The following is a 23570-nucleotide window of genomic DNA, read 5'->3' on the forward strand; positions in this document are numbered from 1 at the left end:
TATATTTTCAAATTAAAACAAAAGTGTTATAGTCTCAATAAATAAAAATATCCACCTTAATAAAATCATTCAAAACAAAAAACAGAACTTGGAGGTTTTTTTCTATGGTACAAAGTCTATGGAATTCTTCACAAGCATCTGAGCAGAAAAGCACGCTGGAACAGCTCGTATATCGTTCTAACCTGATTGGCACAGATCGGAGCGTGTGCAACTGGGGAGGTGGGAACACTTCGGCCAAAACGACGATACAAGATTTTCGCGGACGTGAAGTAGAGGTGATGTACGTTAAGGGTAGCGGTTCCGATCTCGCAACAATGAAAGCGCATAACTTCACAGGGCTTCGTATGGAGGACATTCGTCCACTGTTTGAACGGGAAGAGATGTCTGACGAGGATATGGTCGCATATTTGGCGAACTGTATGATAGATGCCAAGCATCCGCGGGCTTCCATTGAGACGCTGCTACACGCATTTTTGCCTTTTAAGCATGTCGATCATACACATCCGGACGCGATCATCAGTTTATGCTGTGCGCATAACGGCAAGGAAATCGCTAAGGAAATTTTCGGTAACCGTTTTGTATGGGTGCCCTATATCCGTCCAGGCTTTAAGCTGTCGAAAATGATTGCCCAAGGGGTGCTCGATCATCCACAAGCTGAGTTGGTACTGATGGAGAAGCATGGTTTGGTTACATGGGGAGATACATCTGAAGCAGCTTATGCCAAAACGATCGAAATCATCCAGGAAGCAGAAAGCTATATTAAAGCTCGCCAAGCGGAAAAGAAGGCGTTTGGAGGCGCAAAATATAAAGCGCTTACTTCAGAGGAGCGCCGTAGCATAGTGTCCCAGGTCATGCCACCCGTCAGGGGGGCAGTCAGTAATGAGAAAAAGATGATCCTCACGTTTGATGATGCGGAGGATGTGTTGGAGTTTGTGAACGGCCGAGATTCTGCTGCTTTATCCCAGGTCGGGGCAGCGTGTCCGGATCATCTGGTTCATACCAAAATGAAGCCGCTCTATGTAGATTGGACACCGAATGTGGAGGATGTAGAGGAGTTGAAGGTTAGGCTTGCTGAAGGTATAGCAGTCTATAAGGAGCAGTACCAAGCTTATTTCGAGCGCAATCGACATGAAGGAGACGTGAGATTTGAAGCAGCGCCGCGTGTCATCTTAATTCCGGGTATCGGTATGATTAACACAGGCAAAAGCTGGAGCAATGCGCAGGTGAGCGGTGCCTTGTATCATCGTGCCATTGCTGTCATGCGAGGAGCAACGGCGCTAGGAGAGTTTGTTTCACTCAGTGAAAATGAATCATACAACGTGGAATACTGGCCGCTGGAGCTTTATAAGCTGTCACTTGCGCCAGCAGAAGCAGAATTTTCACGCAAAATTGCATTTATTACGGGTGGTGCAGGCGGAATTGGCAGTGCAACCGCACGTCGTCTGGTGGATGAAGGTGCGCATGTTGTATTGGCAGATCTCAACCTGGAAGGTGCGCAAAAGGTAGCTGCAGACATCAATAGCAGTTACGGTGAAAACCGTGCGATTGCCGTGAAAATGGATGTGACGCAGGAGGAGCAGATCCAGGCGGCCTATGTCGAGACGGCGCTAACCTATGGTGGTGTAGATATTATCGTAAACAATGCAGGGCTTGCTACATCCAGTCCGTTCGATGAAACATCATTAAAGGAATGGAATTTAAATGTAAATGTATTGGGAACAGGTTATTTTTTGGTCGCGCGAGAAGCGTTTAAGCTGATGAAGGAACAGACACTTGGCGGTAGCATGGTGTTCGTCGGTTCCAAAAACTCGGTCTATGCAGGCAAAAATGTAACGGCCTATAGCTCGGTCAAGGCGCTGGAGGCGCATCTGGCCCGCTGTATTGCCGCAGAAGGCGGCGAATATGGTATCCGCGTGAACACTATTTTGCCGGATGCGATTTTGCAAGGCTCGGCAATCTGGAACTCCAATTGGCGCAATGAACGCGCCGCCGCCTACGGCATTGAGCCAGACCAGCTGGAGGAGCATTACCGCAAGCGAACGACGCTGCTGGTCAACATTTACCCGCAGGATATCGCAGAGGGTATTGCCTTTTTCGCGTCTTCCAAGGCAGAGAAAACGACAGGCTGTATGCTGACCATCGACGGCGGCGTCCCGGCAGCCTTTACACGCTAACCAAATTGAAATGAACCTAACTTTAAAATAGAAGTGACTTTATGGCTGGTCAGCAGCGGAGCGATCGGAAGAACAATCCGCATGCGAAGCGATCTCCCACCTCCATAACTCACTTCATTTTCCAAGGAGGAACCACGATGAGTGACAAAGCGTACGCCTTATTCGAGGAACAACAGCAACAACGAGGCATTGACCTGGAGCAAGTAAAGACTAAACTGAAAGCGCTTAGCATAGAAACACCTTCCTGGGGATATGGCGACTCAGGTACACGTTTTAAAGTCTTTCAGAAAACGGGCGTGCCGCGTGATCCGTTTGAAAAGCTGGAGGATGCCGCACAGGTTCATGCCTTGACAGGCTTATGTCCGTCCGTTGCCATTCACATCCCGTGGGATAAAGTAGACAATTACGGCAAACTTCGCAGTCATGCCGAAAGCCTTGGCCTACAAATTGGGGCCGTAAATCCCAATCTCTTTCAAGACGAGGACTACATGCTCGGTAGCGTTACTAATGTAGACCCGGCAATCCGTCGCAAGGCTATCAACCATTTGCTGGAATGCGTGGATATTGCAAAGGAAACGGGCTCCAACGACTTTAGCTTATGGTTTGCAGACGGAACGAATTATCCCGGTCAGGGGGACATTCGCAAACGCAAAAATTGGATGCTGGAGGCGCTCCGTGAAATGTATAAGGCGCTTACGCCAGACATGCGTATGCTGATTGAATACAAGGCGTTTGAGCCGGCTTTTTACCATACGGATATTGCCGATTGGGGCATGGCGTACCATTACGCGACCAAATTGGGGCCGCAGGCACAGGTGCTGGTGGATACAGGGCATCATCTGCCGGGAGCCAACGTGGAGCATATTGTTGCGTTTTTAATGGATGAGAAGCGACTGGGTGGTTTTCATTTTAACAGTTATAAATATGCGGATGATGATCTGATCGTGGGTTCCGCCAATCCGTATGAGCTGTTTTTAATCTTTTATCAGATTTTGAACGCAGCTCAGGATGTCGATGCAGATATCCGCCATACTGTCGATAAAATTGCTTATTTGATCGATCAGTCGCACAATATCGAACCCAAAATTCCGGCCATGATTCGCTCGGTGCTGAATGTGCAGACTCAATATGCGAAGGCACTTTTGATTAATCATGCAGAGGTGGAGGAAGCGGCGAGCCGTCAGGACGTGCTGGGTGCGGAGGATGCCGTACGCCAAGCATTTGAGTTTGATGTGGCCCCGTTGCTCAAAGCAATCCGTGAAGAGCAAGGATTACCTGCAGATCCGATGAAAGCTTATTTGGCGTCTGAGTATGGTACGCAGATTTTGCAAAGAGGCAAGGGTGGTGCGAGCTGGTGAGCATCCTCGCTTATGATTTGGGGGCAAGCAGCGGCAGGGTTCTACTCGGAAAATTAACCGATTCACGTATCGTGGTGGAGGAAATCCATCGCTTTTCCAATGATCCGGTCAAGATTGGGGAGCGTCTGCACTGGGATATATTACGTCTCTATCACGAGGTTCAGCAAGGATTGCTCAAAGCCAAGCATATGGGAGTGAATCCATCCAGCCTGGCGATTGACTCCTGGGCGGTTGATTTTGGATTGATTGGAGAAACCGGAGAATTGCTGGGCAACCCTTATCATTATCGGGATTGGCACACCCATGGAGTAATGGAAGAAGTACAGGAACGGCTGGGAAAAGAGTTTATTTTCCAGCGCACAGGCATTCAGTTTTTGACGTTTAATACGATTTATCAGCTGGCTGCTATGCGAAATGCAAGATCGCCCTTGTTGGAGCAGGCAGAACATTTCCTGATGATCCCTGATTTGCTGCGGTATTTTCTGACAGGTGAAATGTATCATGAGTTTTCTAATGCAACCAGCACGCAATTATATCATCCGTTACAGCAAAAATGGGATGATGAGCTTTTGTCTGGAATTAACATTTCCCGGTCTTGGTTTGGAGAGGTACTGGAGCCGGGAAGTGTCGCAGGTACAATCCGTTCATCGATCATGACGGATCTGGGCATTGGAGCAATTCCTGTGATTGCAGTAGCAGAGCATGACACAGGATCAGCAGTGGCTGCCGTGCCTGCGCTGGAGCGGTCCTTTGCCTACTTGAGCTGCGGAACATGGTCCCTGATGGGAACGGAGACCGCACAGCCTGTAATTAATGATGATACGCTTCGATTTAATTTTACAAATGAAGGCGGCGTGGGCCGAACCTACAGGCTGCTTAAAAATATCATGGGACTGTGGATTTTACAGGAGACGCGCAGAGAGTGGGAACGGCAGGGAAACTCCTATTCCTTTCCTGAATTGGTTCATATGGCAGAACAGGCTCCAGCGTTCACTTGTTTGATTGACCCGGATGATGAACTGTTTCTGCATGCCGGAGATATGAAAACACGCATACGCCAATACTGTCGCAATACCGGGCAGCCATTGCCGGAGACGCCGGGTGAGACTACGCGCTGTATTCTGGAAAGTCTGGCCTTAAAGTATCGTTACATTTTGGAGCTTACAGAACGGGTGTCAGGACAGCGTTTTAATGGTTTGCATATGGTCGGTGGGGGGATTCAAAATCGCTTGCTATGCCAATGGACGGCTAATTCGATTCAAAAACCGGTGTGGGCGGGCCCTGCAGAAGCGAGCGCAATCGGCAATCTTGCGGTACAATGGATGACACAGGGAAAGTTCGCCGATATATGGGAAGCACGCCGGGTCATTGCGGATTCTATTACCGTAGAGGAATATGAACCTGCCGAGTCAGAAGCGTGGGAGGATGCCTACGGGCGGTTCCGGCGGGTGACAGGACTTTTTGTACATTAAAGATGTGGAGTGAGATTGCCATGCTGGTCGCAGAAAGATATGAGATGATTGTACAGCTTGTAAATGAAAGAGGAAGCATACGGGTGTCCGAATTGAGTGAGCTGTGTAAAGTAACGGAAGAAACGATCCGCCGCGATCTGGATCGTCTGGAGCAGGCGGGACGACTGCGCCGTTCCCATGGGGGAGCGGTTAGTGTCAAAAACGAGCAGCCTGAAACGCCCTATGCGGTACGGGAAATTATGAACGCAGAGGAAAAGCGTCGGATTGCTGAGGAAGCGGTTAAGCAGATTCAGCCGCACGATCGCATTTTGCTGGATGCCAGTACGACTGCCTGGTATATGGCGTCCAGTCTGCCGGACATTCCTTTAACGATACTGACGAATTCGATTCGGGTAGCTACAGAGCTGGCAGGTAAGGAAAAAATCGAGGTCATTTCGACGGGAGGACAGCTGCTTCAACGTTCGCTGTCGTTCGTAGGTCCGCTTGCAGAGCGTTCATTAGAAACCTATTATGTGGATAAGCTGTTTTTTTCCAGCCAGGGGGTTCATCTGGATCGCGGCATTAGTGAATCGAATGAGCTGCAAGCTCGTTTGAAGCAGAAAATGGTCAGCATTGCGGATCGCGTAATTTTACTGGCAGATGCGAGCAAATTCGGGCAGCAGGCGTTTACCCATGTCGTGAACTTGTCGCAAGTGTCCGAAATTATTACAGATTCGCGGTTGTCGGACCCGATTCGCAGTCAGCTCGCAGAGTTGTCCATTCCGGTTACAATTGTGTAAGAATGTAGTTTCAGGGCGAGGTCGCTCTGTGGTTCATTTGATTTACGATCGCTGTTGCAGCGGGATTCTCTGATGAGTAAGACCTACATAGGTGAGAATCCCACTGCGAGCTTATGCTTATGATGAAAGTTTTCCTTTGGAAAATGGACGGAAGGGGTGTGCCGTTTGAAGGTATCTTTATTTATTACCTGTCTAAGTGATGCGATTTATCCCAAGGTAGGGGAAGCGATGGCCCGCTTGCTTGCCAGATATGGTGTCGAGCTGGAATTCCCCAAGGTGCAGACATGCTGCGGGCAGCCGTCCTATAACAGCGGCTATTGGGGTGAAACAAGAGCTGCGGCAAAAACGATTTTGAAAGCGTTTAATGACAGTGATTTTGTCGTAGCTCCTTCTGGTTCCTGCACATATATGATTCATCATTACCCGGAGTTGTTTAAGGATGAGCCTGAGTGGCTGGATTTGGCACGTAAGCTGGAGCAAAAGACGTATGAGTTTACACAATTTATGGTACAGGTGCTTGGCGTGACCGATGTGGGCGCGTCTTTTCCGCATACGGTAACCTACCATCCGTCTTGTCATGGAACACGTTTGCTCGGGGTAAAGGAGGAACCAATAAAGCTGCTTGGCAGCGTAAAGGATTTGCAGTTAGTGCCGCTTCCCTTTGCTGAGGACTGTTGTGGGTTTGGTGGTACTTTTGCGGTAAAAATGCCCGATATTTCGGGAGCGATGGTGACTGAAAAAGTGGACCATATCAGGGAGACGGAAGCCGAGGTACTGGTCGGACTGGACATGGCCTGCTTGATGAATATCGCCGGAAATCTTAGATATCGGAAAGAGCCGGTTCGAGTGATGCATCTGGCAGAGCTGCTGTACGAAGGGGTGAAGCACGCATGACCGCTGTACATACACACTCTATGAACCAAAAGGTCAAAAACCGTGCAGAGCTAGCTCTGAATGATGATTTTCTGCGGAATGCAGTTCGTTTCACTACCGAGCGGCTGCGCAACGGTAAGCGTGTAGCTTCAGAGCAGCATGGAAATTGGGAGGAATGGCGTGAGCGGGGGCGTCAAATTCGGCTTCATACGATTGCCCATTTGGACTATTACTTAAATCTATTTGTAGAAAATGCCCGTGCCAACGGGGTGCATATCCATTTTGCCGACACCGCAGTGGATGCCGTGCGCATTACACTGGACATTGCCGCGCATAATCAAGCCCGTTCTGTCGTCAAATCCAAGTCGATGGTGTCGGAGGAGCTGCATTTGAATCAGGCGCTGGAAGGTGCGGATATCGAGACGATTGAAAGTGATCTTGGTGAGTACATTATCCAACTGGCAGGAGAGGCACCATCTCATATCGTAATCCCTGCGATTCACAAAAACCGTTATCAGATTGCCGAGCTGCTGTCAAAAGAAGCGGGGGAGGAGCTGTCCGCAGATACGACGATATTGGCGGGCTTTGTCCGCAAAAAGCTGCGTGAAAAGTTTCTAGATGCGGATATTGGCATGACAGGCTGTAATTTTGCCATTGCTGAGACGGGTTCCATGGTCCTGTTCGAAAATGAAGGCAACGCTCGTATGGTTTCCACTCTACCCCAAACGCAAATCACACTGATGGGTATGGAGCGGATTATTCCATCCTGGACAGATTTGGAGGTAATGGCTACATTGTTGCCACGATCCGCTACCGGACAGAAGCTGACGATGTATATGTCCGGTATTTCAGGACCCCGGCGCAGCCAAGATGCCGATGGACCGGAGGAAATGCACATTATCATCGTAGATAATGGACGTTCGCTTCAGCTAGGCAATCCTGAGTTTCAGGAGCTGTTAAATTGCATTCGCTGCGGTGCTTGTTTGAATGCTTGTCCGGTGTACCGACACATTGGGGGACATGCGTATGGCGGGACATATAGCGGCCCTATTGGTGCAGTGCTTACGCCTGCCCTTCATGGCAACATCGAAGAGTGGAACGATATAGCGAGTGCGTCCAGTCTGTGCGGGGCGTGTTATGAAGCCTGTCCGGTCAAAATACCACTGCATGATATGCTGGTTTATTTGCGTAGACGCAAGGTGGAGGCAGGACAAGGGGATAAGCTAGAGACGATCGGGATGAAAGGTTTTGCGACCGTAGTTTCCAGCTCGAAGCGATTCGCTGCGGCGATAAGACTCGGACAGATCGCACAGAAAGCGGTAGTCCGTAAGGGAGAAATTACCCTTAAGCTTGGCCCCTTAAAAGGCTGGAATACGTATCGTGTGGCTCCTAGTCTGGCGAATAAGTCCTTCCGTCAGCACTGGAACACACTAGCGCGTGAGCTGGAGCAGGAACGCAAGGTCATGCATCCGGACATTCTCAGCCGAATGGAGACGATCTTGGCGGATAGAAGAAAAGGAGGGATGCAGCATGAGTGAACAGCGTAATCCTTCTATGCAAGCAAAAGCGGAGCATGAAGCATGGCTTCATCAAATGCATGCAGAATCCCGCGTCAAGCAGGCACGCTTTATGGAAGGCATTGCGGCGCGGCTCAAGCGTCCGCGACAGACAGAGCCACCGAAGCAGCCGTTTCGCGGCGCACCTGCGTTTTGGCACAAATTCGAATGGAATGCGGAGCAGCGCATCGAGGAGTTCACCGCTAACTTTACAAGTGTTGGCGGACATGTGGTGCGTCTGCCAGATCTGAAGGAGGCGGTAGACTGGATCGCGCACAAGGCGCACGAGCTGGGAGCAGCCTATATCGTCCGGCAGAATGAGCCGGACCTGGATGCGCTCCAGTTGGAAGCAGCGCTACCGGAAGTCCGGCTGTCGGTGTGGAACACCGATCCAGCCGAAGACTGGAAGGCACGCGCCGCGGAGGCCGATATCGGCATCGTCATGGCTGATGAGGCCGCTGCCTACACCGGCTCGGTAGCAGTGCTATCCTCGCCGGAGAAGGGGCGCTCGGTCAGTCTGCTGCCGACCGTGCTGATCATTCTCCTGCCCATGGAGCGTCTGCGAACACGACTGGGCGAGATTTTAAGCCGCTTTGACGAAGCAGGGCGCGAGCAATTGCCCGCAGGCATTCACTTTATTACTGGACCGAGCCGCTCGTCGGATATCGAAAATGATTTGACGATCGGCGTACACGGACCGGGTATCGTTTATACGTTGTTGATTGGTTAGCGTTACACCGTCTAACGAGCATGGTAGAGTGGAAAACGGGTTTCGAAATCCGTTTGTCTACGATTGCTCCGAACCGAAATGCGGCCATTGTGCAGTTCGGTAATGCTTTTGGTAATGGCAAGACCCAGTCCGGTACCTCCGGTTTCCTTGGAACGTGATTTGTCCACTCTGTAAAACCGTTCAAATAGATGTGGGACATCTTCCGATGGAATCGGGGTACCGTAGTTGGTGCAGATCACTATCGCTTCATCGCCTTCACGTCCTATGGTGATATCAAGACGCTTGCCATCCTTTCCGTATCGAATTGCATTGGAAAATAAATTTTCATACAGGCGTACCAGCTCGTCCGTGTCGGCCAAAATCCGAACAGGCTCAACGATTCGAACACGATAAGACATGTCCGCCTGTTCCAGTGAGGGTACAAATTCCTCAGCAAGCTGAGTGAGCAATTTGCCGAGGTCTACAGGCTCCAGCTCCAGTGGCAGGCTGCCACCGCTCACACGCGTGTATTCAAACAACTCGTCGATCAGCTTTTTAAGCGTCAGCGATTTTTCATAAGCAATGTTCACATAGTAGCGTAGCTCAATTTCATCCCGGTAACGGTCGGTTTCAATATACTCCAAAAAGCCAATTACAGATGTTAGCGGGGTGCGAAGGTCGTGGGATACGCCAGTGATCAGGTCGTTTTTTGCTTTGGCGGAAGCCCGTTCTTCTTCTAGTGAGAGACGGAGCTTGTCTGCCATGGTATTCATATTTTTCGCCAAGATTGCCAGTTCATCCGCTGAAGATACCGGAATCGAATAGGATAAATTTCCGTCCGCGAACTTCTGCATCCCTGTCGTAATCTCGCGTAGATAGCCAATTGTATTTTTTGTAAAAAGGAAAAAGAAATAAATATATAAAGGCAGCCCGCCTATCAGCATGATCAGTGAGGAACCAATATGATTTACGGTCCAGCGGATCAGCCGGGTGCCAAAAAATGAACGGGAGGGATTCAGCCATAATAGCAAAGACGCTCCATAATAAAACGCCATTAAAATCAGTCCAGTTAAAGTGAAGGCGGCAAGGCTAAGGGCTGCCAGCTTCCATCCCAGCGTATCGTATCGTTTTGCCTTCAAGACGCAAGTCCTCCATTAATCGAATTTTTCCATTTTATAGCCGATGCCCCACACTGTTTTCAGGTATTTGGGCTTTCTCGGATCAGTCTCAATTTTCTCTCGAATTTTACGCACATGAACCATTAGCGTGTTGTTGGACTCCAGATATTGCTCCTTCCAGACCTTCTCATAAATCTGCTCCATGCTCAGCACTTGACCCCGGTGTCGAGCCAAAAGCTCAACAATGGCGAATTCACGCGGAGTCAGCTTAACGGAATGTCCAGCGAGAGTGATCTCATGCGTAACAGTGTTAATGGAGAGTTCATCCAGTACCATTTCATGCTCCAATACAGGAGTGGCATGGGTATACTTCCGTACTCTACGTAGCTGGGATTTGATGCGTGCCACGAGCTCCAGCGGGCTGAATGGCTTGGTGACATAATCATCGGCCCCCACGCTAAGCCCTGTAATTTTGTCCATATCTTGTCCCTTCGCAGACAACATAATGATCGGAAAATGCTCGGTTTCCCTGATTTTCATGCAGGCTTCAATCCCATCCATGTTGGGCATCATCACATCCAGCACCATCACATCTATCTGTTCCCGATTAACCTGCTCCAGCGCTTCCAGTCCGTCTCGTGCCATGAGCAATCGGTATCCTTCATTCTCTAAATAAATTTGCATGAGCTTAATAATTTCAGGTTCATCGTCTACTAACAAAATGGTTCCGTTATGCAGGTTATGCATGGTTGTGCACCCTTTCTGTTCTTTCCAGCAGTATACAATATGGGCGTATTATATACCTTTTTGGCAGTGGAGGCTATGGACACTCATCTCAGGTCGTTTGTTGGGATCATCAGCTTTTGAATAGTAGCGTTTCGGGCGAAGATATACGCTCTTCTCGCTGGGATTTCCTTTTTCCTATGCCCGGTAGCTGACCAAACAAAATCCAAGCACATGGCAGGAAGCGGGCGATGACCGACACGACAAGCCAAGAGCAAAGAAGCGCACACAAAAAACCTCCAGCGTACCACACATGAATAAGCTGCGGTGAGCCAATGTGTGGTGAAAACTGCCGATACAAGAGCAGAAAAAATGGATGTATCAGATATACACCAAAGGACAGTGTGCCTAAGCGCTCCAGCTTACGAATGACAAAGGAATGTTGTCTTATATATATTAGAAAGGAAATCTGTAGTAATACCAGTGTACTAGACAGGCTATACATATTATATATAAGTTCAAAAACTAGCGAATTGTACGAGATTCCGTACAATCTATTTTCGTACCACATATAGACATGAATGGTGGCTGAAACCAGCCATAAAGCCCAAATTGCGATCCATGTCAGCACGCCGGTAAAGTTTCGTTCCCCCTTACGCATCAGAAACCACGTTCGAAGCTGGGGATAGTAGTAACCGAGGGCTGCTCCCAGCATGTAGCAGGCCACATAGGACAACGCCCAGCTGCCTTTATTTTGAACCTGAAAGAGAAATTTATTGCTAATTATAAATGACCACTGTACCAGTAGCCCAATGACAATAGACCATCGCGGAAATTGCCGATAACGCTGTAACAGCCACAGTATGCATGGAAATGCAAGATAAAATTGCATCATGATAAAAATATAGTATAAATGGGTGTACGCTTTGCCTGTGACCAGCTTCAGTGCAAAGCTTTCCGCTAGTGTAGTTATACTCCATGGTTCGGTACTGCCAGCCATAAGAGACAGGATGAAATAAAATAGAGAAAACATGACATATGGTAAGAGGATGTACAGCAATCTCTGCTTATAAAAGCGTCTCAAGAGCTGTCTTCCCAGCGGACGATCCTTATAGTTGTAGAACAGCACCATACTGCTGAGCGCGATAAATACAGGGGTACCGTACTTCATCAACACATTGAGCGCATTATATACAACATAAAGGCTGGAATGTGTAAGTTGGACCGTTGCATAAGAAGTGGCATGTACCATTAAGACGGCTAAAATTGCCATGGCTCTGACCAACTGTAATTCAGGAATTTTTTCTTTGGTCGTAGGCTTCATAAGCTTCATTTCCTTTCAGTAGTGAACTGTATCTTGTTGAACTCTTTTTATTAAAAGATAAAATTCTTAACAACCTGAAAGGGAGCGGCTTAAGAATCGCTTATGAACTTCTTAACTTTTGTTAAGAATTAAGAAAAAGAACTTCCATAGGCTCAAAAAGAGCAGCATGGAAGTTCTTTTTAATACTCATGTTCGTTATTTGCAACGTTTCATAGGTGCGCGTCTGATTTGTCCACGAATGGCACCGTTCGGATGACGGATCGTGTGGACATTGACATAGGCGTTGCCCTCTCTAATTTGGCATACCAAATCATTAATGGTTCTGCCTCTGAGCGGACCAGTAAGATCAATTGCACGCAGCACGCCGGTAACGACGCCTCTTCTTACGGTAATCCCAAACTTCGAAGGGCCAAACAGTGTAGCAACAACAGGGCCGTTTTCACCTCTTCGTCCCAGATGAATGTGCGCTTCAGTTACTCGTGAAATATTGCGGACCGTCAGTTCAAAGCTTAATTGCTGGCTCGCTGGACGGTAACGAAATTCCGCAGTTCCTGTCGCATTCGTTCTGACAGGAGGCACCTCATTAGCCCCCCTCAACGTGGCTCTAAACTTATTAGACATTACGTCCCTCCTTTCCCATTGTTGGTTTAGTGTATTCACAGAACCAGCGAAAGGGCTGTACATTCGCCTATTCATCAGAAGTTGTGTGTTTTACAAGTTATTCAGTCCAAGCACAAAACGAATTTTTTCATAGACTATGAGTATCTGATAGAGAGAGGAGGAGAAACTATGGGAACATTTATTGATGGAAGAACATCCCAAAATGCTTCGACAGCCAACTCTATTGCCATCCCGATCACTCTTATAAATACGCCTCAATTGTTTGGGCAGATCGGATTAAACACACAGGGAGCTACAGGTACACCACGGGTTCTGCTTAAAGGAACTATATCTCTCCAAATTCCACTTGCTTTAGTAGGGATTACAATTACTATTGTGAGAGGTACGCAGATAACAGACCCTGTTGTTTATTCGGCTACGTCAACTTTTAATTTGAGTTTATTAGCTCCACAGGTTATTGCGTTCTCAGCAGATGATTTTAACCCACCGATTACGCCACAATTGGTGTATACAGCCTTTGTATCTGCTAACTTACTGGGTACAATACGAGTAGGTCCAGAGAGCTTCGACGGAATTTTGGTTTCGGATTAATGTGGTAATCTTTAAATAATGAATTATGATTCATAAAGCTTCGCAGTTGAGTCTGCGAAGCTTTTTTATATACAGGCATATAATATACGGGATCATACTCATTATGCAGGCTGACAAGTATAAGTTCAGCTTAACAAATAAGCTACTTTTCAATTGCATAAGAATGACATAGGTACAACCCTGCAACCATGGGTAGAATTTTATGTATACGCTTACAAAAAAATATTCTTTGCTTCGTGCAATTAAAAATCTGGAGGAGGAATGAAGAATGAAGTGGAAAAAAGGATTGGCTGGTATGCTTTTAGCAGCTTTTTTATGTGGTGCGCCAGGATTAGGTATAGCTACTTCGGCACATGCATCCACCGGCGAGTACAAGTTTGATTTTGGCGGAGGGACAGTCGAAACGGGTTATACCGGAGTGAGCGCTTCGTTGTCTTATGACTCAGCACGTGGCTATGGCTTTCGTACCCCTGAGAATATGCGCAATGTCAGTGCATCGGGGACTGGAGTGGCAAGTGATGCGGTACAATTCCTGGCTACAGGTACGAAAAGCGAGAATACTTTTGACGTCGATCTTCCTCCAGGTTTGTATGAGGTGTCGGTTACTTTAGGAAATACTTCTCGTTCAAGTGTTGCGGCCGAAGGGGTGTACCAGGTCATAAATATGACGGGGAACGGGGCCAAGGATCGTTTTCAAATTCCAGTGACAGACGGACAATTAAATCTGCTAGTTACTGAAGGCAAAGAGGGCGCAGTCTTCACACTCAGTGCACTGGAAATCAGGCAATTGTCTAGCAATCCAGTTACGAATCGCACGATTTATGTCGGCGGGGATTCTACGGTATGTAACTATTATCCGCTAGATAGCAGTGTGCAGGCAGGATGGGGTCAACTGCTGCCAGATTTTGTGAACACGAATACTTTTCAAATTCGCAATATGGCGTCAGGGGGCCAGATTGCTAGAGGCTTCCATCACGATGGTCAGTTAGAGGCGATCGTTCAATATATCAAGCCAGGGGATTATTTTATTCTCCAATTAGGCATTAATGACACCAATCCAAAGCATAACGAAAGCGAAGCGGAGTTTAAGGATTGGATGCGGGATATGATTCGGCAGGTGAAGGCTAAGGGGGCGACGGTAATTCTGTCAACACCGCAAGGCCGAGCCACGGACTTTAATGCTAACAATGTACACAATGCAGAAAACAGATGGTATAGAAGCGCTATTTTGGCGCTGGCTCAAGAGGAACAAACGCCTTTAGTCGATCTGAATGTTCTTAGTTCAGCTTATTTCACCTCTATTGGCAAAGAAGCTACGCTGGCTTTGTATATGAACGGTGATACACTACATCCCAACTTTGCAGGTGCAAGGGAACTGGCGCGATTAGTAGCACAGGATTTAAAAAGACAGGGTCTGAGTGGATTCTAAATTTCAAGATAGGTTTCCCCTGTTTCTTACATCTGTAGGAGCAGGGGTTTTTGGCCGCTGTTCAGGGTGCTATAATAATAGAAAAAGCAATAGTAACGCGGAGGAATTAGAACATGCAGCCTTTCACTGCCCGAGTGCTTCAAATTATATTGCTGATCCCTGAGGGAAAAGTAATGACTTACGGTCAAATTGCGGCAGAGGCCGGAAGCCCAAGAGGTGCTAGACAGGTGGTGCGAATTTTGCATACACTGAGCCAAAAGCATCGACTGCCATGGCATAGAGTAGTCAACCGCTTGGGAGAGATTGCTTTGCAGGAGGATGAGTCCGCATCCCTGCAGCGCCTGTACTTGGAAGAGGAAGGCATACAGTTTAATGCAAACGGACGTATCCCGCTGGATCAATATCTTTATCATCCGCAGACGGAGACGGGAGAATAGGCGAGGAACGAGCAAAGGTGGCATTGATTTTGAGATGCAATACACTAGTCTGAATCCTCGCCAAAAAGAGACGAGACAAATCAAAACTATGATTTGTCTCGTCTCTTTTTAATCTGGCGTATCATGTTGGTTAATGAAGGATGCTTCATATATAGCACTAGATTTCCCAGTAAGCTTATCCGATCAGATGCTGCTGGTCCCGCTGGGCAAGGTGAAAAGAAATACTATTCATCAGCGGTATATCGTTATTTTTTCGGGCTTCCCGAATGAGTTGTTTCTTTTTTTGTTCTGATTCGCGTAGAAAGCGAGTCATCCACAAATCAGACGGTTCGTTAGTAGTTGTCATGCGAGATTCTTTTATCATCTATTAACCCTCCTAGTGAGCGGCTGTTATTCTTTCTCTAGTATATGTTCCAAACCTTAATAGATGCTGTTGGTTTCCTTAAAATTAGCTGAAATTTAGGTAAAGTTCAGGTAAAAATAGATTAAATCTATGTCTGGTGGGATGTAAAGTAGTTTACAACAAGTAATCTGGCAGTAAAGGTTACAAAAATGTATTGTTTTGACACCTTGTACCAACATAAACCTGAAAGTACAATTAGAATGCGAAGAATTCGTGGAAATTTATGTCGAAAAGAATGGAAAAGATTCGAAAGATGCACCGAAAGGGGAGAAATTCATTTATGAAGCAAAAAGCGGCTGCCGTGCTGCTTGTATTGTCCTTTTCAACAGGCTTGGTCACCACTGCACAGGCTGACAGTTCATCAGGAAGCATCACAGCAAATGTGTCAGTTAATTCGTCTGCTGCGTCTACGTCGAAGACATCATCTGTAACAGGACAGGCTCTACCTCCATTAACGCTCAAGCAGGCAGTGGAATGGGCACAGACGAACAGCTACAATACGCGTACCGCTGAGCGGGATGTAGAGCGGCGCAGACTGGAACTGAAAAATGCAGAAAAGGAGCTAGGCAATTCACCTATCGATTATATAGACGATGAGTATGTTGATAATGAAACATACTGGAGGAATTACAGTTCCTCGACGCTATCTTATCTAGCCAGCAAAAAGCAGGCCCAATACGCCAAAGACCAGATTTATTTTAACGTAATGAAAAGCTACCAAAGTGTGCTTGTAGCAGAGAATCAGGTGAAAAATGATCTGGAGGCGCTTGAAATCGCCCAAGCGGAGGAAAAGATTGCACTTGCCAAATTTGCGCGCGGCAAGCTGTCTGAATATGCAAAAAACGAGAGTACACAGGCTAGGGTTCAGGCGGAGCAAACGGTCGAGCAGGGGAAAATTGCGTTGCAAAAATCCAGGGATGCACTGAACTTCCTCATGGGACAGCCTAACGGAACAGCCTATGAAATGGTGGATCGACCCGTGTACAAGGAACCGAAGAAGCTGGATATCGAATTACATATACAACAGCTGACAGACATGAATCCGAATTTATGGAAGCTGGAGGATAGTATCAAAACTTCGGAGCTCAATGTAAGATATTTTGATTTTAACAACGGCGCTGGTGCTTACGATCTAGCTAAAATGGATGTCGATACAGCTAAAGAGGAGCTCGCCAAAGGTCAAAAAGATTTTGCCGAATCACTCCGCAATTTGTATGCCACGGTTAAGGAAAACCAAAAGAAATACGTACAACTGGAAGAAAGCTTGCGTACGGCAAAAGAGGCCTTGGAGTTATCACGCAAAAAGTGGGCCAGAGGTCTAATTATCGAGATGGAATTGAAAAATAACCAGTTAAAAGTGAACCAGATTGAACGGCAAATGGAAGAGCTGACGATCGAGTTGGATCAAAATGAGTATACCTTGAACAAGCCATGGAGCACATAGGGAGGAAAAGGCGTTGGCAGAAACGGTTTTAAATGATGCTTTAATCAAGCTACGGAGAAAACGGAGAAAAAAATGGATCTGGACTGCGATTGTTTTACTGGTTGTAGTCGGAGGCGGAGCGGCAGTATATCTGAAGATGCCCAAAGAGCAGGCAGCACCTATAGTTCAGGACGAGACGTTTAAAGTAGAGCGCGGCGATGTGAGCGAGAAGCTGGACACGTCAGGGACCGTGCAAGCGTCCAAGGAAGTGAAGCTGAACTTCACAAGTGCTGGCGATAACAAGCTGGCTGCGGTGAACGTGAAAGCTGGGGACAAGGTCAAAAAAGGGCAAGTGCTGGCGCTTTTGGACAGTTCAGAAATTAAAATGCAAATTCAAAGCGCGTCTGATTCTTTGGAGATATCCAAAGCCAAGTTGGCTGAATTGGAGAAGGGTCCGAAGGCGGAGGACATTGAAATTCAGAAAACAAATGTACTTCGGGCCAAAATGGCTGTCGATACAGCGCAAGAATCATTTGAGCTGGAAGAAGCCGAAAGTCAGAAGAAAGCTTCCCAAAAGCAGTTGGAGCAAGCACGGAAGGCATATGAAGACCAAAAGTTTTTACATGATGCCGGGGCGGTATCCAACAGTGAATTGGAGCAGGCAGAGCAAGCATTGGATAAAGCACAAACGGACTATGATAATCTAGATTTACAGTTCCGCAAAACCATGGCGCAAAAACGTCGTACCATTTCAGAGGCTGAAATCGGCTATCGTGCTGCATTGGCTGAGCTTCGCAAGACTCAGGTTCCAGCTGATGCATCGAGTATTCAGTCCTCACGGATAGAGGTGCGAAGACTTGCGACTGAGCTGGAGCAGAAAAAAAATGAACTGAACAAGCTTCAGGTCACGGCACCGTGGGACGGAGTGATCCTGAAGGTAAACGGAGACGTGGGAACCAGTCCGACAGCTCCATTTATTACCATGAATAACTCGGATTCCAACGATCTTAAGGTAGTTGTGAAGGTAAGTCAGAATGACATTGTCAAGGTAAAAAAGGGGCTTTCGGCTGTGTTGTCGACCAATGCATATCCGGGTGAATCGTTTCCAGGTAAGGTGCAATTCGTCTCACCGGAAGCCTCTACGGATGAAGGGATGACGACGTATTTGATGGAGATGTCTGTACATGACCCGAAAGGTAAGCTTAAAACAGGCATGATTATGAATGTGGCCGTTATTTTGGGAGTACACAAAAATGTACTGTTCGTGCCTGCGACTGCCCTGAGATCCGAAGGAGGCCAGGATGGCGTGTATGTTTCCGCTAATAACGCCGCAAATCCGGGGGCACGCACATTCAAGCCTGTAGAACTCGGATTTTACACGCCTGACCGAGTAGAGCTTAAGTCCGGTGTTAAGGAGGGAGACACGATTATTGTGCCTGCCCCTGAGCCTCCACCAGATCCTTCCGCGATGGGCGGCATGCAGGGAGGCTTTTAAACGGGCATGAGATATGTTATTCAGATAGAGGGTTTGAAAAAAGTGTACCATGTCGGAGATCAAGAAATTCATGCTCTGCGTGAGGTTCAACTTGATATTGCTGACGGTGATTTTGTTGCGATTATGGGACCGTCTGGATCAGGAAAGTCCACGATGATGAATGTTATCGGCTGTCTGGATTTACCTACGTCAGGACAATTTTATTTGGATGGATATTCGATCTTAGATGCCCGCGAGGATGAACTGGCTATTATACGTAATCAGAAAATCGGATTTGTATTTCAAAAATTCCATTTGCTCCCGCGGTCAACGGCTCTGGAGAATGTGGAACTGCCTATGATCTATGCGGGGGTTTCTGCCAAGGAGCGTCGTTTGCGAGCCATGGATGCCCTCACTAGCGTAGGTCTAGGCGACCGGATGAACAACAGGCCAAACGAATTGTCAGGTGGTCAGCAGCAACGGGTATCCATTGCACGGGCACTTGTGAACAATCCGGTTATTCTCTTGGCGGATGAACCGACAGGAGCTTTGGACTCCAAAACAAGTGTGGAAATTATGGGGATTTTTCAGCGACTGAATGATCAGGGGAAAACGGTTGTACTGGTTACTCATGATCAGGAGGTTGCGGAATACGCCAAGCGTCTGATTCATTTTCGAGATGGGCGGATTGAAAAAGATCAGCCTGTTGAGGAACGAAGAATGGCGGCAGAGGAAGTGAAGGCATGAAATTTCAGGAAATTATTCGTGTATCGCTCAATAGCTTGCGAACCAATATGCTGCGATCCTTGCTGACCATGGTGGGCATTATTATCGGAGTGGCCGCTGTGATTGCGATTGTAGCCATCGGTAAAGGATCAACCGCTACAATTACATCGCAGATCAATAGTATGGGAAATAATTTGCTAATGATCTATCCATATGCTCCATATGACGGGTCCAGCTCTATGTCGTTCAATCAGACGAAAGGAATATCTCTGGAAGATATCGACGCGCTAGAGCAGCAAAAAGCAGTCGCAGAGGTAGCACCAAGTGCGATGACCAGTGCAGATATTACGTGGAGCCGCAATAAGGTCAGCGGGCAAATTGAGGGAACTTCGCTGGCATTTGTTCATGTGAGAAAGCTGTCGCTAGCTCAGGGCAGGTCGTTTACTCACTATGAAGTGGATAAACGGATGAATGTGGCTGTGCTGGGAAGTGATGCGGCTCGTAATATTTTTGGTCCGGATGCCTCCAGGGCAGTCGGTGAGACCATCATGATCAAGCAGCTGCCTTTTAAGGTGGTTGGTGTGCTGACCAATTCTAATTCCAATATGAGTAACAGCGGACAGCAGGTATATGTACCGATTACAACAGGAATGGAACGGCTGGGCAATATGAGCATTCAGCAGGTGAACGCCTCTGCAACAACGGAGGACAAAATTGATCAGGCAAGTGCTGAAATCCGGCAGGTGCTGCGTGCCAGACATGAGCTAAAGCCATCAGAGGGCGATGATTTTCAAATCATGACCCAGACGGAAATCTTAAAAACAGTGTCCGGGGTTGACCGGGTTATGAATATGCTGCTGATCGGTGTAGCTGCAATTGCGCTCGGCGTTGGCGGTGTCGGCATTATGAATATTATGCTGGTGTCCGTCACGGAGCGTACGAGGGAGATCGGGATTCGCAAAGCGATTGGTGCACAGCGCAGTGATATTATGCTGCAGTTTGTGGCTGAGGCTGTTTTTCTCAGTCTAATGGGTGGGCTGGTCGGCGTAATGGTGGGTCTTGGGGGTGCAAAGCTGCTCGAGAAATTCGTCCAAATGCCGATTGTGTATTCGATAGAGCCAGTGCTGTACTCTTTTCTATGCTGCATGGGAGTCGGAGTGCTGTTCGGAGTATATCCGGCGCGCAAGGCCTCGAAGCTGCGTCCGATTGATGCTTTAAGATACGAATAGGAAGGCGGGTGCTTTGCCTTACTCGAAAGAGGAGGGATAAAGCACCCGTTTTTTGTATGGAATAAGTGTTTTAAATGATAAAAAAACTTGAATAACCACTTTAATTTTATATATGTGATGTTTTATATGCTTTTACAGGTTGATTTATTGTTATATATGACGTATTATATTCAGTATTAGATCGCAAGCAAAAAAAGGAGGGGCGTTCATCATCGACCTTACGGCAAGACAAGTAGAAATTTTAAACATTGTTCAAAAGCATGCCCCGATTACGGGTGACCAGATCGCGGAAATGCTTAATCTCAGTAAGGCAACCATTCGGACCGACCTATCTAAATTGGGCATTCTGAATTACATAGATGCTAAGCCCAAGGTCGGTTATTTTGTTGGAAAGCGGGGCACGCCGAACCGTGAGGAAAAATTCCGACTTTTGCAAATGAAGGTCGGCGATCTTCATGGGATTCCAGTCATCGTACGTGAAACGACCACAATTCAGGAAGCTGTCGTAGCTCTCTTTTTGGAAAATGTGAGCAATTTGATCGTCACCGATGAAGACGGAGATTTGGCAGGGGTGGCTTCCCGCAAGGATTTGCTCAAGGTCACGTTGGGCAATCCCAATGCAGCGACTATTCCGGTCAGTCTTGTGATGACCCGACAGGCGAATGTGGTCACTGTTTCCCCAGAGGATACCGTACTAGAGGCAGCACGCAAAATTATTGCCCGTCAAATCGACAGCTTGCCTGTCGTCGTCCCTTCGGATTCTGACAAACCAGGAGAGCACTGGAAAGTCGTGGGACGTATTACAAAAACAAATATTATTAAAATGTTGCTCGATATGGTAGCAGAGGATTAATGGGAGGAATCGAATGGTTCAGGCGAGCAGTCATTTTATAGCGATCTGTTCAGACTCGATTGGCGAGACGGCAGAAGCTGTCGTACAGGCGACCATGCGCCAATTTGAGTTACCAGACACAGAGATCAAAAGATTTATGAACGTGAGGGATGAAGACGAGCTGAGTCGGGTAATGGAGGAAGTTGCCGAGCGTAAAGGCTTTGTAGCTTATACGCTGGTACAGCCGGAATTGAGAGAGGCGATGAAAGAAGAGGCTGTTCGGCTGAATGTGCGGGCTGTCGATATTATGGGACCGATGATGCAGGCGTTTGCCGATACGTTTCATAACGATCCCAAAGAGAAGCCAGGTCTACTGCACCGACTGGACGACAACTATTTTCGGCGTGTAGAGGCACTGGATTTTGCAGTTCAATACGATGATGGCAAAGATGTGAGCGCTATTCTCAAAGCAGATATAGTATTGCTTGGAGTGTCTCGTATTTCCAAAACTCCTTTATCCATGTTTCTCGCACATAAAGGTTATAAAACAGTCAACATTCCGGTTGTACCGGAGCTTACACCGCCTGTTCAGTTGAAGGATGTTCAGCATGGCCGAGTATTCGGATTGACGATCCAGCCGGAGCTGCTGTTGAAAATACGCAGTGAACGATTAAAGGTTATGGGGCTTCCTAATAATGTGCAATATGCCACAGCGACAAGGGTGGAAGAGGAAATCGCGTATGCGCAGTCTTTGTTTAAAGAGCTGAATTGTCCGGTCATTGATGTTACAGATAAAGCCATTGAAGAGACAGCAGGCTTGATTATCAGAATGTTATAGAAGCGAAACAACTTAGAAGCAGCGCTTATAAAGAAAATATAATTACGGGATACAGGAGTGTAAATATAAAAGGCAGCAAAGCTGCTCTAAAGATAAGGATCGGCCGTAGGTTATAGGAGATTATATAAAGATATAAATAAAATGGCAGCAAAGCTGCCCTGAAAATATTTATTTGCCTGTAGGTAATATCATTTTTAGGAGAGGTGGAGGGATAGGTATGGAGAGTCAAATGGCATTGGAATTCGTTCGGGTAACAGAGGCAGCGGCACTGCAATCGGCACAATGGACAGGGCGTGGAGATAAGAATAGCGCGGACGAGGCGGCAACAGTAGCCATTCGTACTCATTTTAATGCGGTATCCATGGACGGCACGGTCGTGATTGGCGAAGGCGAAATGGATGAGGCTCCCATGCTGTATATCGGGGAGAGAGTAGGCAATCGAAGAGGGCCAGCTATGGACATTGCTGTTGATCCTCTTGAAGGGACGGAAACGGTGGCGAACGGTTTGAATAACGCACTGTCGGTTATTGCTGCTGCACCTCGTGGTAGTCTACTACACGCTCCGGATATGTACATGCAAAAATTAGCTGTTGGTCCGGCATTGGCTGGAAAGCTGTCACTAGAGGACTCGATCCCGACTACATTGTCAAAAGCAGCGCGCATACTGGGGAAATCCTTATCCGATCTTACGGTGTCGATTCTGGATCGTACACGGCATGCGGGGATTATCCAGCTTCTGCGGGAAAGCGGCGTTCGGATCAAGCTGCTTGGTCATGGTGATGTGATGGGGGCAATTGAAACCTGCCTGGATAGCGGTGTAGATTTGCATATTGGCTCTGGAGGCGCTCCTGAGGGTGTATTGGCCGCGGCCGCGCTGAAATGCATGGGTGGAGAAATACAGGGCCGCCTGCTGCCTCATGGAGAAGAAGAGATTGCACGTTGCAAACGCATGGGTATTACTGATCCAGGGGCGTTGCTGTCGATGGAGGACATGGTCGGACGCCAAGGTGTGATGTTTGTCGCTACAGGCGTGACGCCTGGTGAGTGGTTGCAGGGGGTTCGTTCTCTGCCTGGTCACAGAGCTGAAACCCATTCAGTTGTAATGCATTCAGATACAAAAACGATTCGTTTCGTGCGAAGTATTCATCATACTGCTGATTCTTCCGGTACGCTCGCGGCAGCGGCATCCTCTTGAAATTTGAAGTCAAGACTTCCCTCACTGGTGAATTCAATCATAATAAACTTATACAACAGCAAGTCTCTGACTAAAGGGAGACTTGCTGTTTGCTGTTACTATTTTTGGGGAATGAAAGAGTAAAAGCAAGGATATAAATTTCTAAAAAACAGGCACTTTTGAAGTAAAATTGAAACGTTTCTATTAGGGCTTTAAAGAAAAAAACATAGCTTTGGAAGTGAAAAAATCAATTCGAACAAATTTTTCTAGACGAAGAGTCAAAAAAATTATGCATAATATAGTTCTT

General features: G+C 47.3%; 22 protein-coding genes. 17 read left to right on the plus strand and 5 right to left on the minus strand.

Annotation, left to right across the window (positions count from 1 at the left end):
• The first annotated feature begins 104 nt into the window (after nt 1-104).
• The 7 genes from ACN6NF_RS11065 (at nt 105) to ACN6NF_RS11095 (ending at nt 8942) form a co-directional block, all read left to right on the plus strand.
• Nucleotides 105-2174, plus strand: coding sequence for a bifunctional aldolase/short-chain dehydrogenase (locus ACN6NF_RS11065; RefSeq protein WP_474317659.1), 2070 nt, complete (start codon nt 105-107; stop codon nt 2172-2174).
• A 137-nt stretch (nt 2175-2311) separates the two neighbouring features.
• Nucleotides 2312-3532 (plus strand): L-rhamnose isomerase, encoded by a 1221-nt coding sequence (rhaI, locus tag ACN6NF_RS11070; protein ID WP_474317661.1) that lies wholly within the window; start codon nt 2312-2314, stop codon nt 3530-3532.
• On the plus strand, nt 3529-5004 hold the full coding sequence (gene rhaB / locus ACN6NF_RS11075; RefSeq protein WP_474317662.1) for a rhamnulokinase: 1476 nt from the start codon (nt 3529-3531) through the stop codon (nt 5002-5004). The genes rhaI and rhaB overlap by 4 nt, the downstream gene beginning before the upstream one ends.
• A 20-nt stretch (nt 5005-5024) precedes the next feature.
• Nucleotides 5025-5783 carry a DeoR/GlpR family DNA-binding transcription regulator gene (locus tag ACN6NF_RS11080; RefSeq protein ID WP_013370978.1) on the plus strand — a complete coding sequence of 253 codons (759 nt, stop codon included), beginning with the start codon at nt 5025-5027 and terminating at the stop codon, nt 5781-5783.
• A 165-nt stretch (nt 5784-5948) separates the two neighbouring features.
• Complete coding sequence (locus ACN6NF_RS11085) at nt 5949-6677, plus strand: (Fe-S)-binding protein (RefSeq protein ID WP_474317664.1); 729 nt, start codon at nt 5949-5951, stop codon at nt 6675-6677.
• Nucleotides 6674-8194: a LutB/LldF family L-lactate oxidation iron-sulfur protein gene (locus tag ACN6NF_RS11090; protein WP_474317665.1), complete on the plus strand. Its 1521-nt coding sequence runs from the start codon at nt 6674-6676 to the stop codon at nt 8192-8194. Before ACN6NF_RS11085 ends, ACN6NF_RS11090 begins: the two co-directional genes overlap by 4 nt.
• Complete coding sequence (locus ACN6NF_RS11095; RefSeq protein WP_474317667.1) at nt 8187-8942, plus strand: LutC/YkgG family protein; 756 nt, start codon at nt 8187-8189, stop codon at nt 8940-8942. Before ACN6NF_RS11090 ends, ACN6NF_RS11095 begins: the two co-directional genes overlap by 8 nt.
• Nucleotides 8943-8953: 11 nt before the next feature.
• On the opposite strand, the gene ACN6NF_RS11100 is transcribed toward ACN6NF_RS11095, so the two are convergent.
• The 4 genes from ACN6NF_RS11100 to ACN6NF_RS11115 all read right to left on the minus strand — a co-directional run bounded on the left by ACN6NF_RS11100 (nt 8954) and on the right by ACN6NF_RS11115 (nt 12707).
• Nucleotides 8954-10060 carry a sensor histidine kinase gene (locus ACN6NF_RS11100; RefSeq protein WP_474317669.1) on the minus strand — a complete coding sequence of 369 codons (1107 nt, stop codon included), beginning with the start codon at nt 10058-10060 and terminating at the stop codon, nt 8954-8956.
• A 15-nt stretch (nt 10061-10075) separates the two neighbouring features.
• Nucleotides 10076-10786, minus strand: a complete 711-nt coding sequence (locus ACN6NF_RS11105) for a response regulator transcription factor (protein ID WP_474317671.1) — start codon at nt 10784-10786, stop codon at nt 10076-10078.
• 109 nt (nt 10787-10895) lie between these two features.
• A complete protein-coding gene (locus tag ACN6NF_RS11110) occupies nt 10896-12086 on the minus strand; it encodes an acyltransferase (protein ID WP_474317672.1) in 1191 nt (396 codons plus the stop codon).
• A gap of 195 nt (nt 12087-12281) precedes the next feature.
• The gene (locus tag ACN6NF_RS11115) at nt 12282-12707 is read right to left on the minus strand and encodes a CHRD domain-containing protein (RefSeq protein ID WP_474317673.1); all 426 of its coding nucleotides are present in this window, start codon (nt 12705-12707) and stop codon (nt 12282-12284) included.
• 168 nt (nt 12708-12875) lie between these two features.
• On the opposite strand from ACN6NF_RS11115, the gene ACN6NF_RS11120 reads away from it, so the two are divergent.
• The 3 genes from ACN6NF_RS11120 (at nt 12876) to ACN6NF_RS11130 (ending at nt 15164) form a co-directional block, all read left to right on the plus strand.
• Nucleotides 12876-13298, plus strand: a complete 423-nt coding sequence (locus ACN6NF_RS11120; RefSeq protein WP_474317675.1) for a hypothetical protein — start codon at nt 12876-12878, stop codon at nt 13296-13298.
• A 268-nt stretch (nt 13299-13566) separates the two neighbouring features.
• Nucleotides 13567-14727 carry a rhamnogalacturonan acetylesterase gene (locus tag ACN6NF_RS11125; protein WP_474317677.1) on the plus strand — a complete coding sequence of 387 codons (1161 nt, stop codon included), beginning with the start codon at nt 13567-13569 and terminating at the stop codon, nt 14725-14727.
• A 113-nt stretch (nt 14728-14840) separates the two neighbouring features.
• Entirely contained in the window at nt 14841-15164 is a 324-nt protein-coding gene (locus ACN6NF_RS11130) for an MGMT family protein (RefSeq protein WP_474317679.1), read from the plus strand.
• 175 nt (nt 15165-15339) lie between these two features.
• On the opposite strand, the gene ACN6NF_RS11135 is transcribed toward ACN6NF_RS11130, so the two are convergent.
• Nucleotides 15340-15528, minus strand: coding sequence for a hypothetical protein (locus ACN6NF_RS11135; RefSeq protein WP_013370989.1), 189 nt, complete (start codon nt 15526-15528; stop codon nt 15340-15342).
• Between the two features lie 319 nt (nt 15529-15847).
• Here ACN6NF_RS11135 and ACN6NF_RS11140 point away from each other — a divergent pair, with 319 nt between their 5' ends.
• The 7 genes from ACN6NF_RS11140 to glpX all read left to right on the plus strand — a co-directional run bounded on the left by ACN6NF_RS11140 (nt 15848) and on the right by glpX (nt 23284).
• Nucleotides 15848-17011, plus strand: a complete 1164-nt coding sequence (locus tag ACN6NF_RS11140; RefSeq protein ID WP_474317681.1) for a TolC family protein — start codon at nt 15848-15850, stop codon at nt 17009-17011.
• Nucleotides 17012-17024: 13 nt separating this feature from the next.
• Nucleotides 17025-18485 carry an efflux RND transporter periplasmic adaptor subunit gene (locus ACN6NF_RS11145; RefSeq protein ID WP_474317683.1) on the plus strand — a complete coding sequence of 487 codons (1461 nt, stop codon included), beginning with the start codon at nt 17025-17027 and terminating at the stop codon, nt 18483-18485.
• Nucleotides 18486-18491: 6 nt separating this feature from the next.
• On the plus strand, nt 18492-19211 hold the full coding sequence (locus ACN6NF_RS11150; RefSeq protein WP_013370992.1) for an ABC transporter ATP-binding protein: 720 nt from the start codon (nt 18492-18494) through the stop codon (nt 19209-19211).
• The gene (locus tag ACN6NF_RS11155; RefSeq protein ID WP_474317684.1) at nt 19208-20419 is read left to right on the plus strand and encodes an ABC transporter permease; all 1212 of its coding nucleotides are present in this window, start codon (nt 19208-19210) and stop codon (nt 20417-20419) included. The genes ACN6NF_RS11150 and ACN6NF_RS11155 overlap by 4 nt, the downstream gene beginning before the upstream one ends.
• 238 nt (nt 20420-20657) lie before the next feature.
• Nucleotides 20658-21272, plus strand: a complete 615-nt coding sequence (locus tag ACN6NF_RS11160) for a helix-turn-helix transcriptional regulator (protein WP_474317696.1) — start codon at nt 20658-20660, stop codon at nt 21270-21272.
• A 13-nt stretch (nt 21273-21285) separates the two neighbouring features.
• The gene (locus ACN6NF_RS11165; protein WP_016818475.1) at nt 21286-22089 is read left to right on the plus strand and encodes a pyruvate, water dikinase regulatory protein; all 804 of its coding nucleotides are present in this window, start codon (nt 21286-21288) and stop codon (nt 22087-22089) included.
• A gap of 217 nt (nt 22090-22306) precedes the next feature.
• The gene (gene glpX, locus ACN6NF_RS11170; RefSeq protein WP_474317686.1) at nt 22307-23284 is read left to right on the plus strand and encodes a class II fructose-bisphosphatase; all 978 of its coding nucleotides are present in this window, start codon (nt 22307-22309) and stop codon (nt 23282-23284) included.
• The last annotated feature ends 286 nt before the right edge of the window (nt 23285-23570 follow it).

This window comes from Paenibacillus sp. TSM33, assembly GCF_056099025.1.

Excerpts from the sequence above, each read along its gene's own strand:
- ACN6NF_RS11065 (WP_474317659.1), top strand. The coding sequence starts at position 105 with ATGGTACAAAGTCTATGGAATTCTTCACAAGCATCTGAGCAGAAAAGC.
- ACN6NF_RS11120 (WP_474317675.1), top strand. The coding sequence starts at position 12,876 with ATGGGAACATTTATTGATGGAAGAACATCCCAAAATGCTTCGACAGCC.
- ACN6NF_RS11130 (WP_474317679.1), top strand. The coding sequence starts at position 14,841 with ATGCAGCCTTTCACTGCCCGAGTGCTTCAAATTATATTGCTGATCCCT.
- ACN6NF_RS11125 (WP_474317677.1), top strand. The coding sequence starts at position 13,567 with ATGAAGTGGAAAAAAGGATTGGCTGGTATGCTTTTAGCAGCTTTTTTA.
- ACN6NF_RS11115 (WP_474317673.1), bottom strand. The coding sequence starts at position 12,707 with ATGTCTAATAAGTTTAGAGCCACGTTGAGGGGGGCTAATGAGGTGCCT.
- ACN6NF_RS11135 (WP_013370989.1), bottom strand. The coding sequence starts at position 15,528 with ATGATAAAAGAATCTCGCATGACAACTACTAACGAACCGTCTGATTTG.
- ACN6NF_RS11090 (WP_474317665.1), top strand. The coding sequence starts at position 6,674 with ATGACCGCTGTACATACACACTCTATGAACCAAAAGGTCAAAAACCGT.
- glpX (WP_474317686.1), top strand. The coding sequence starts at position 22,307 with ATGGAGAGTCAAATGGCATTGGAATTCGTTCGGGTAACAGAGGCAGCG.
- rhaI (WP_474317661.1), top strand. The coding sequence starts at position 2,312 with ATGAGTGACAAAGCGTACGCCTTATTCGAGGAACAACAGCAACAACGA.
- ACN6NF_RS11165 (WP_016818475.1), top strand. The coding sequence starts at position 21,286 with ATGGTTCAGGCGAGCAGTCATTTTATAGCGATCTGTTCAGACTCGATT.
- ACN6NF_RS11110 (WP_474317672.1), bottom strand. The coding sequence starts at position 12,086 with ATGAAGCCTACGACCAAAGAAAAAATTCCTGAATTACAGTTGGTCAGA.
- ACN6NF_RS11140 (WP_474317681.1), top strand. The coding sequence starts at position 15,848 with ATGAAGCAAAAAGCGGCTGCCGTGCTGCTTGTATTGTCCTTTTCAACA.
- ACN6NF_RS11150 (WP_013370992.1), top strand. The coding sequence starts at position 18,492 with ATGAGATATGTTATTCAGATAGAGGGTTTGAAAAAAGTGTACCATGTC.
- ACN6NF_RS11155 (WP_474317684.1), top strand. The coding sequence starts at position 19,208 with ATGAAATTTCAGGAAATTATTCGTGTATCGCTCAATAGCTTGCGAACC.
- ACN6NF_RS11105 (WP_474317671.1), bottom strand. The coding sequence starts at position 10,786 with ATGCATAACCTGCATAACGGAACCATTTTGTTAGTAGACGATGAACCT.
- ACN6NF_RS11080 (WP_013370978.1), top strand. The coding sequence starts at position 5,025 with ATGCTGGTCGCAGAAAGATATGAGATGATTGTACAGCTTGTAAATGAA.
- ACN6NF_RS11095 (WP_474317667.1), top strand. The coding sequence starts at position 8,187 with ATGAGTGAACAGCGTAATCCTTCTATGCAAGCAAAAGCGGAGCATGAA.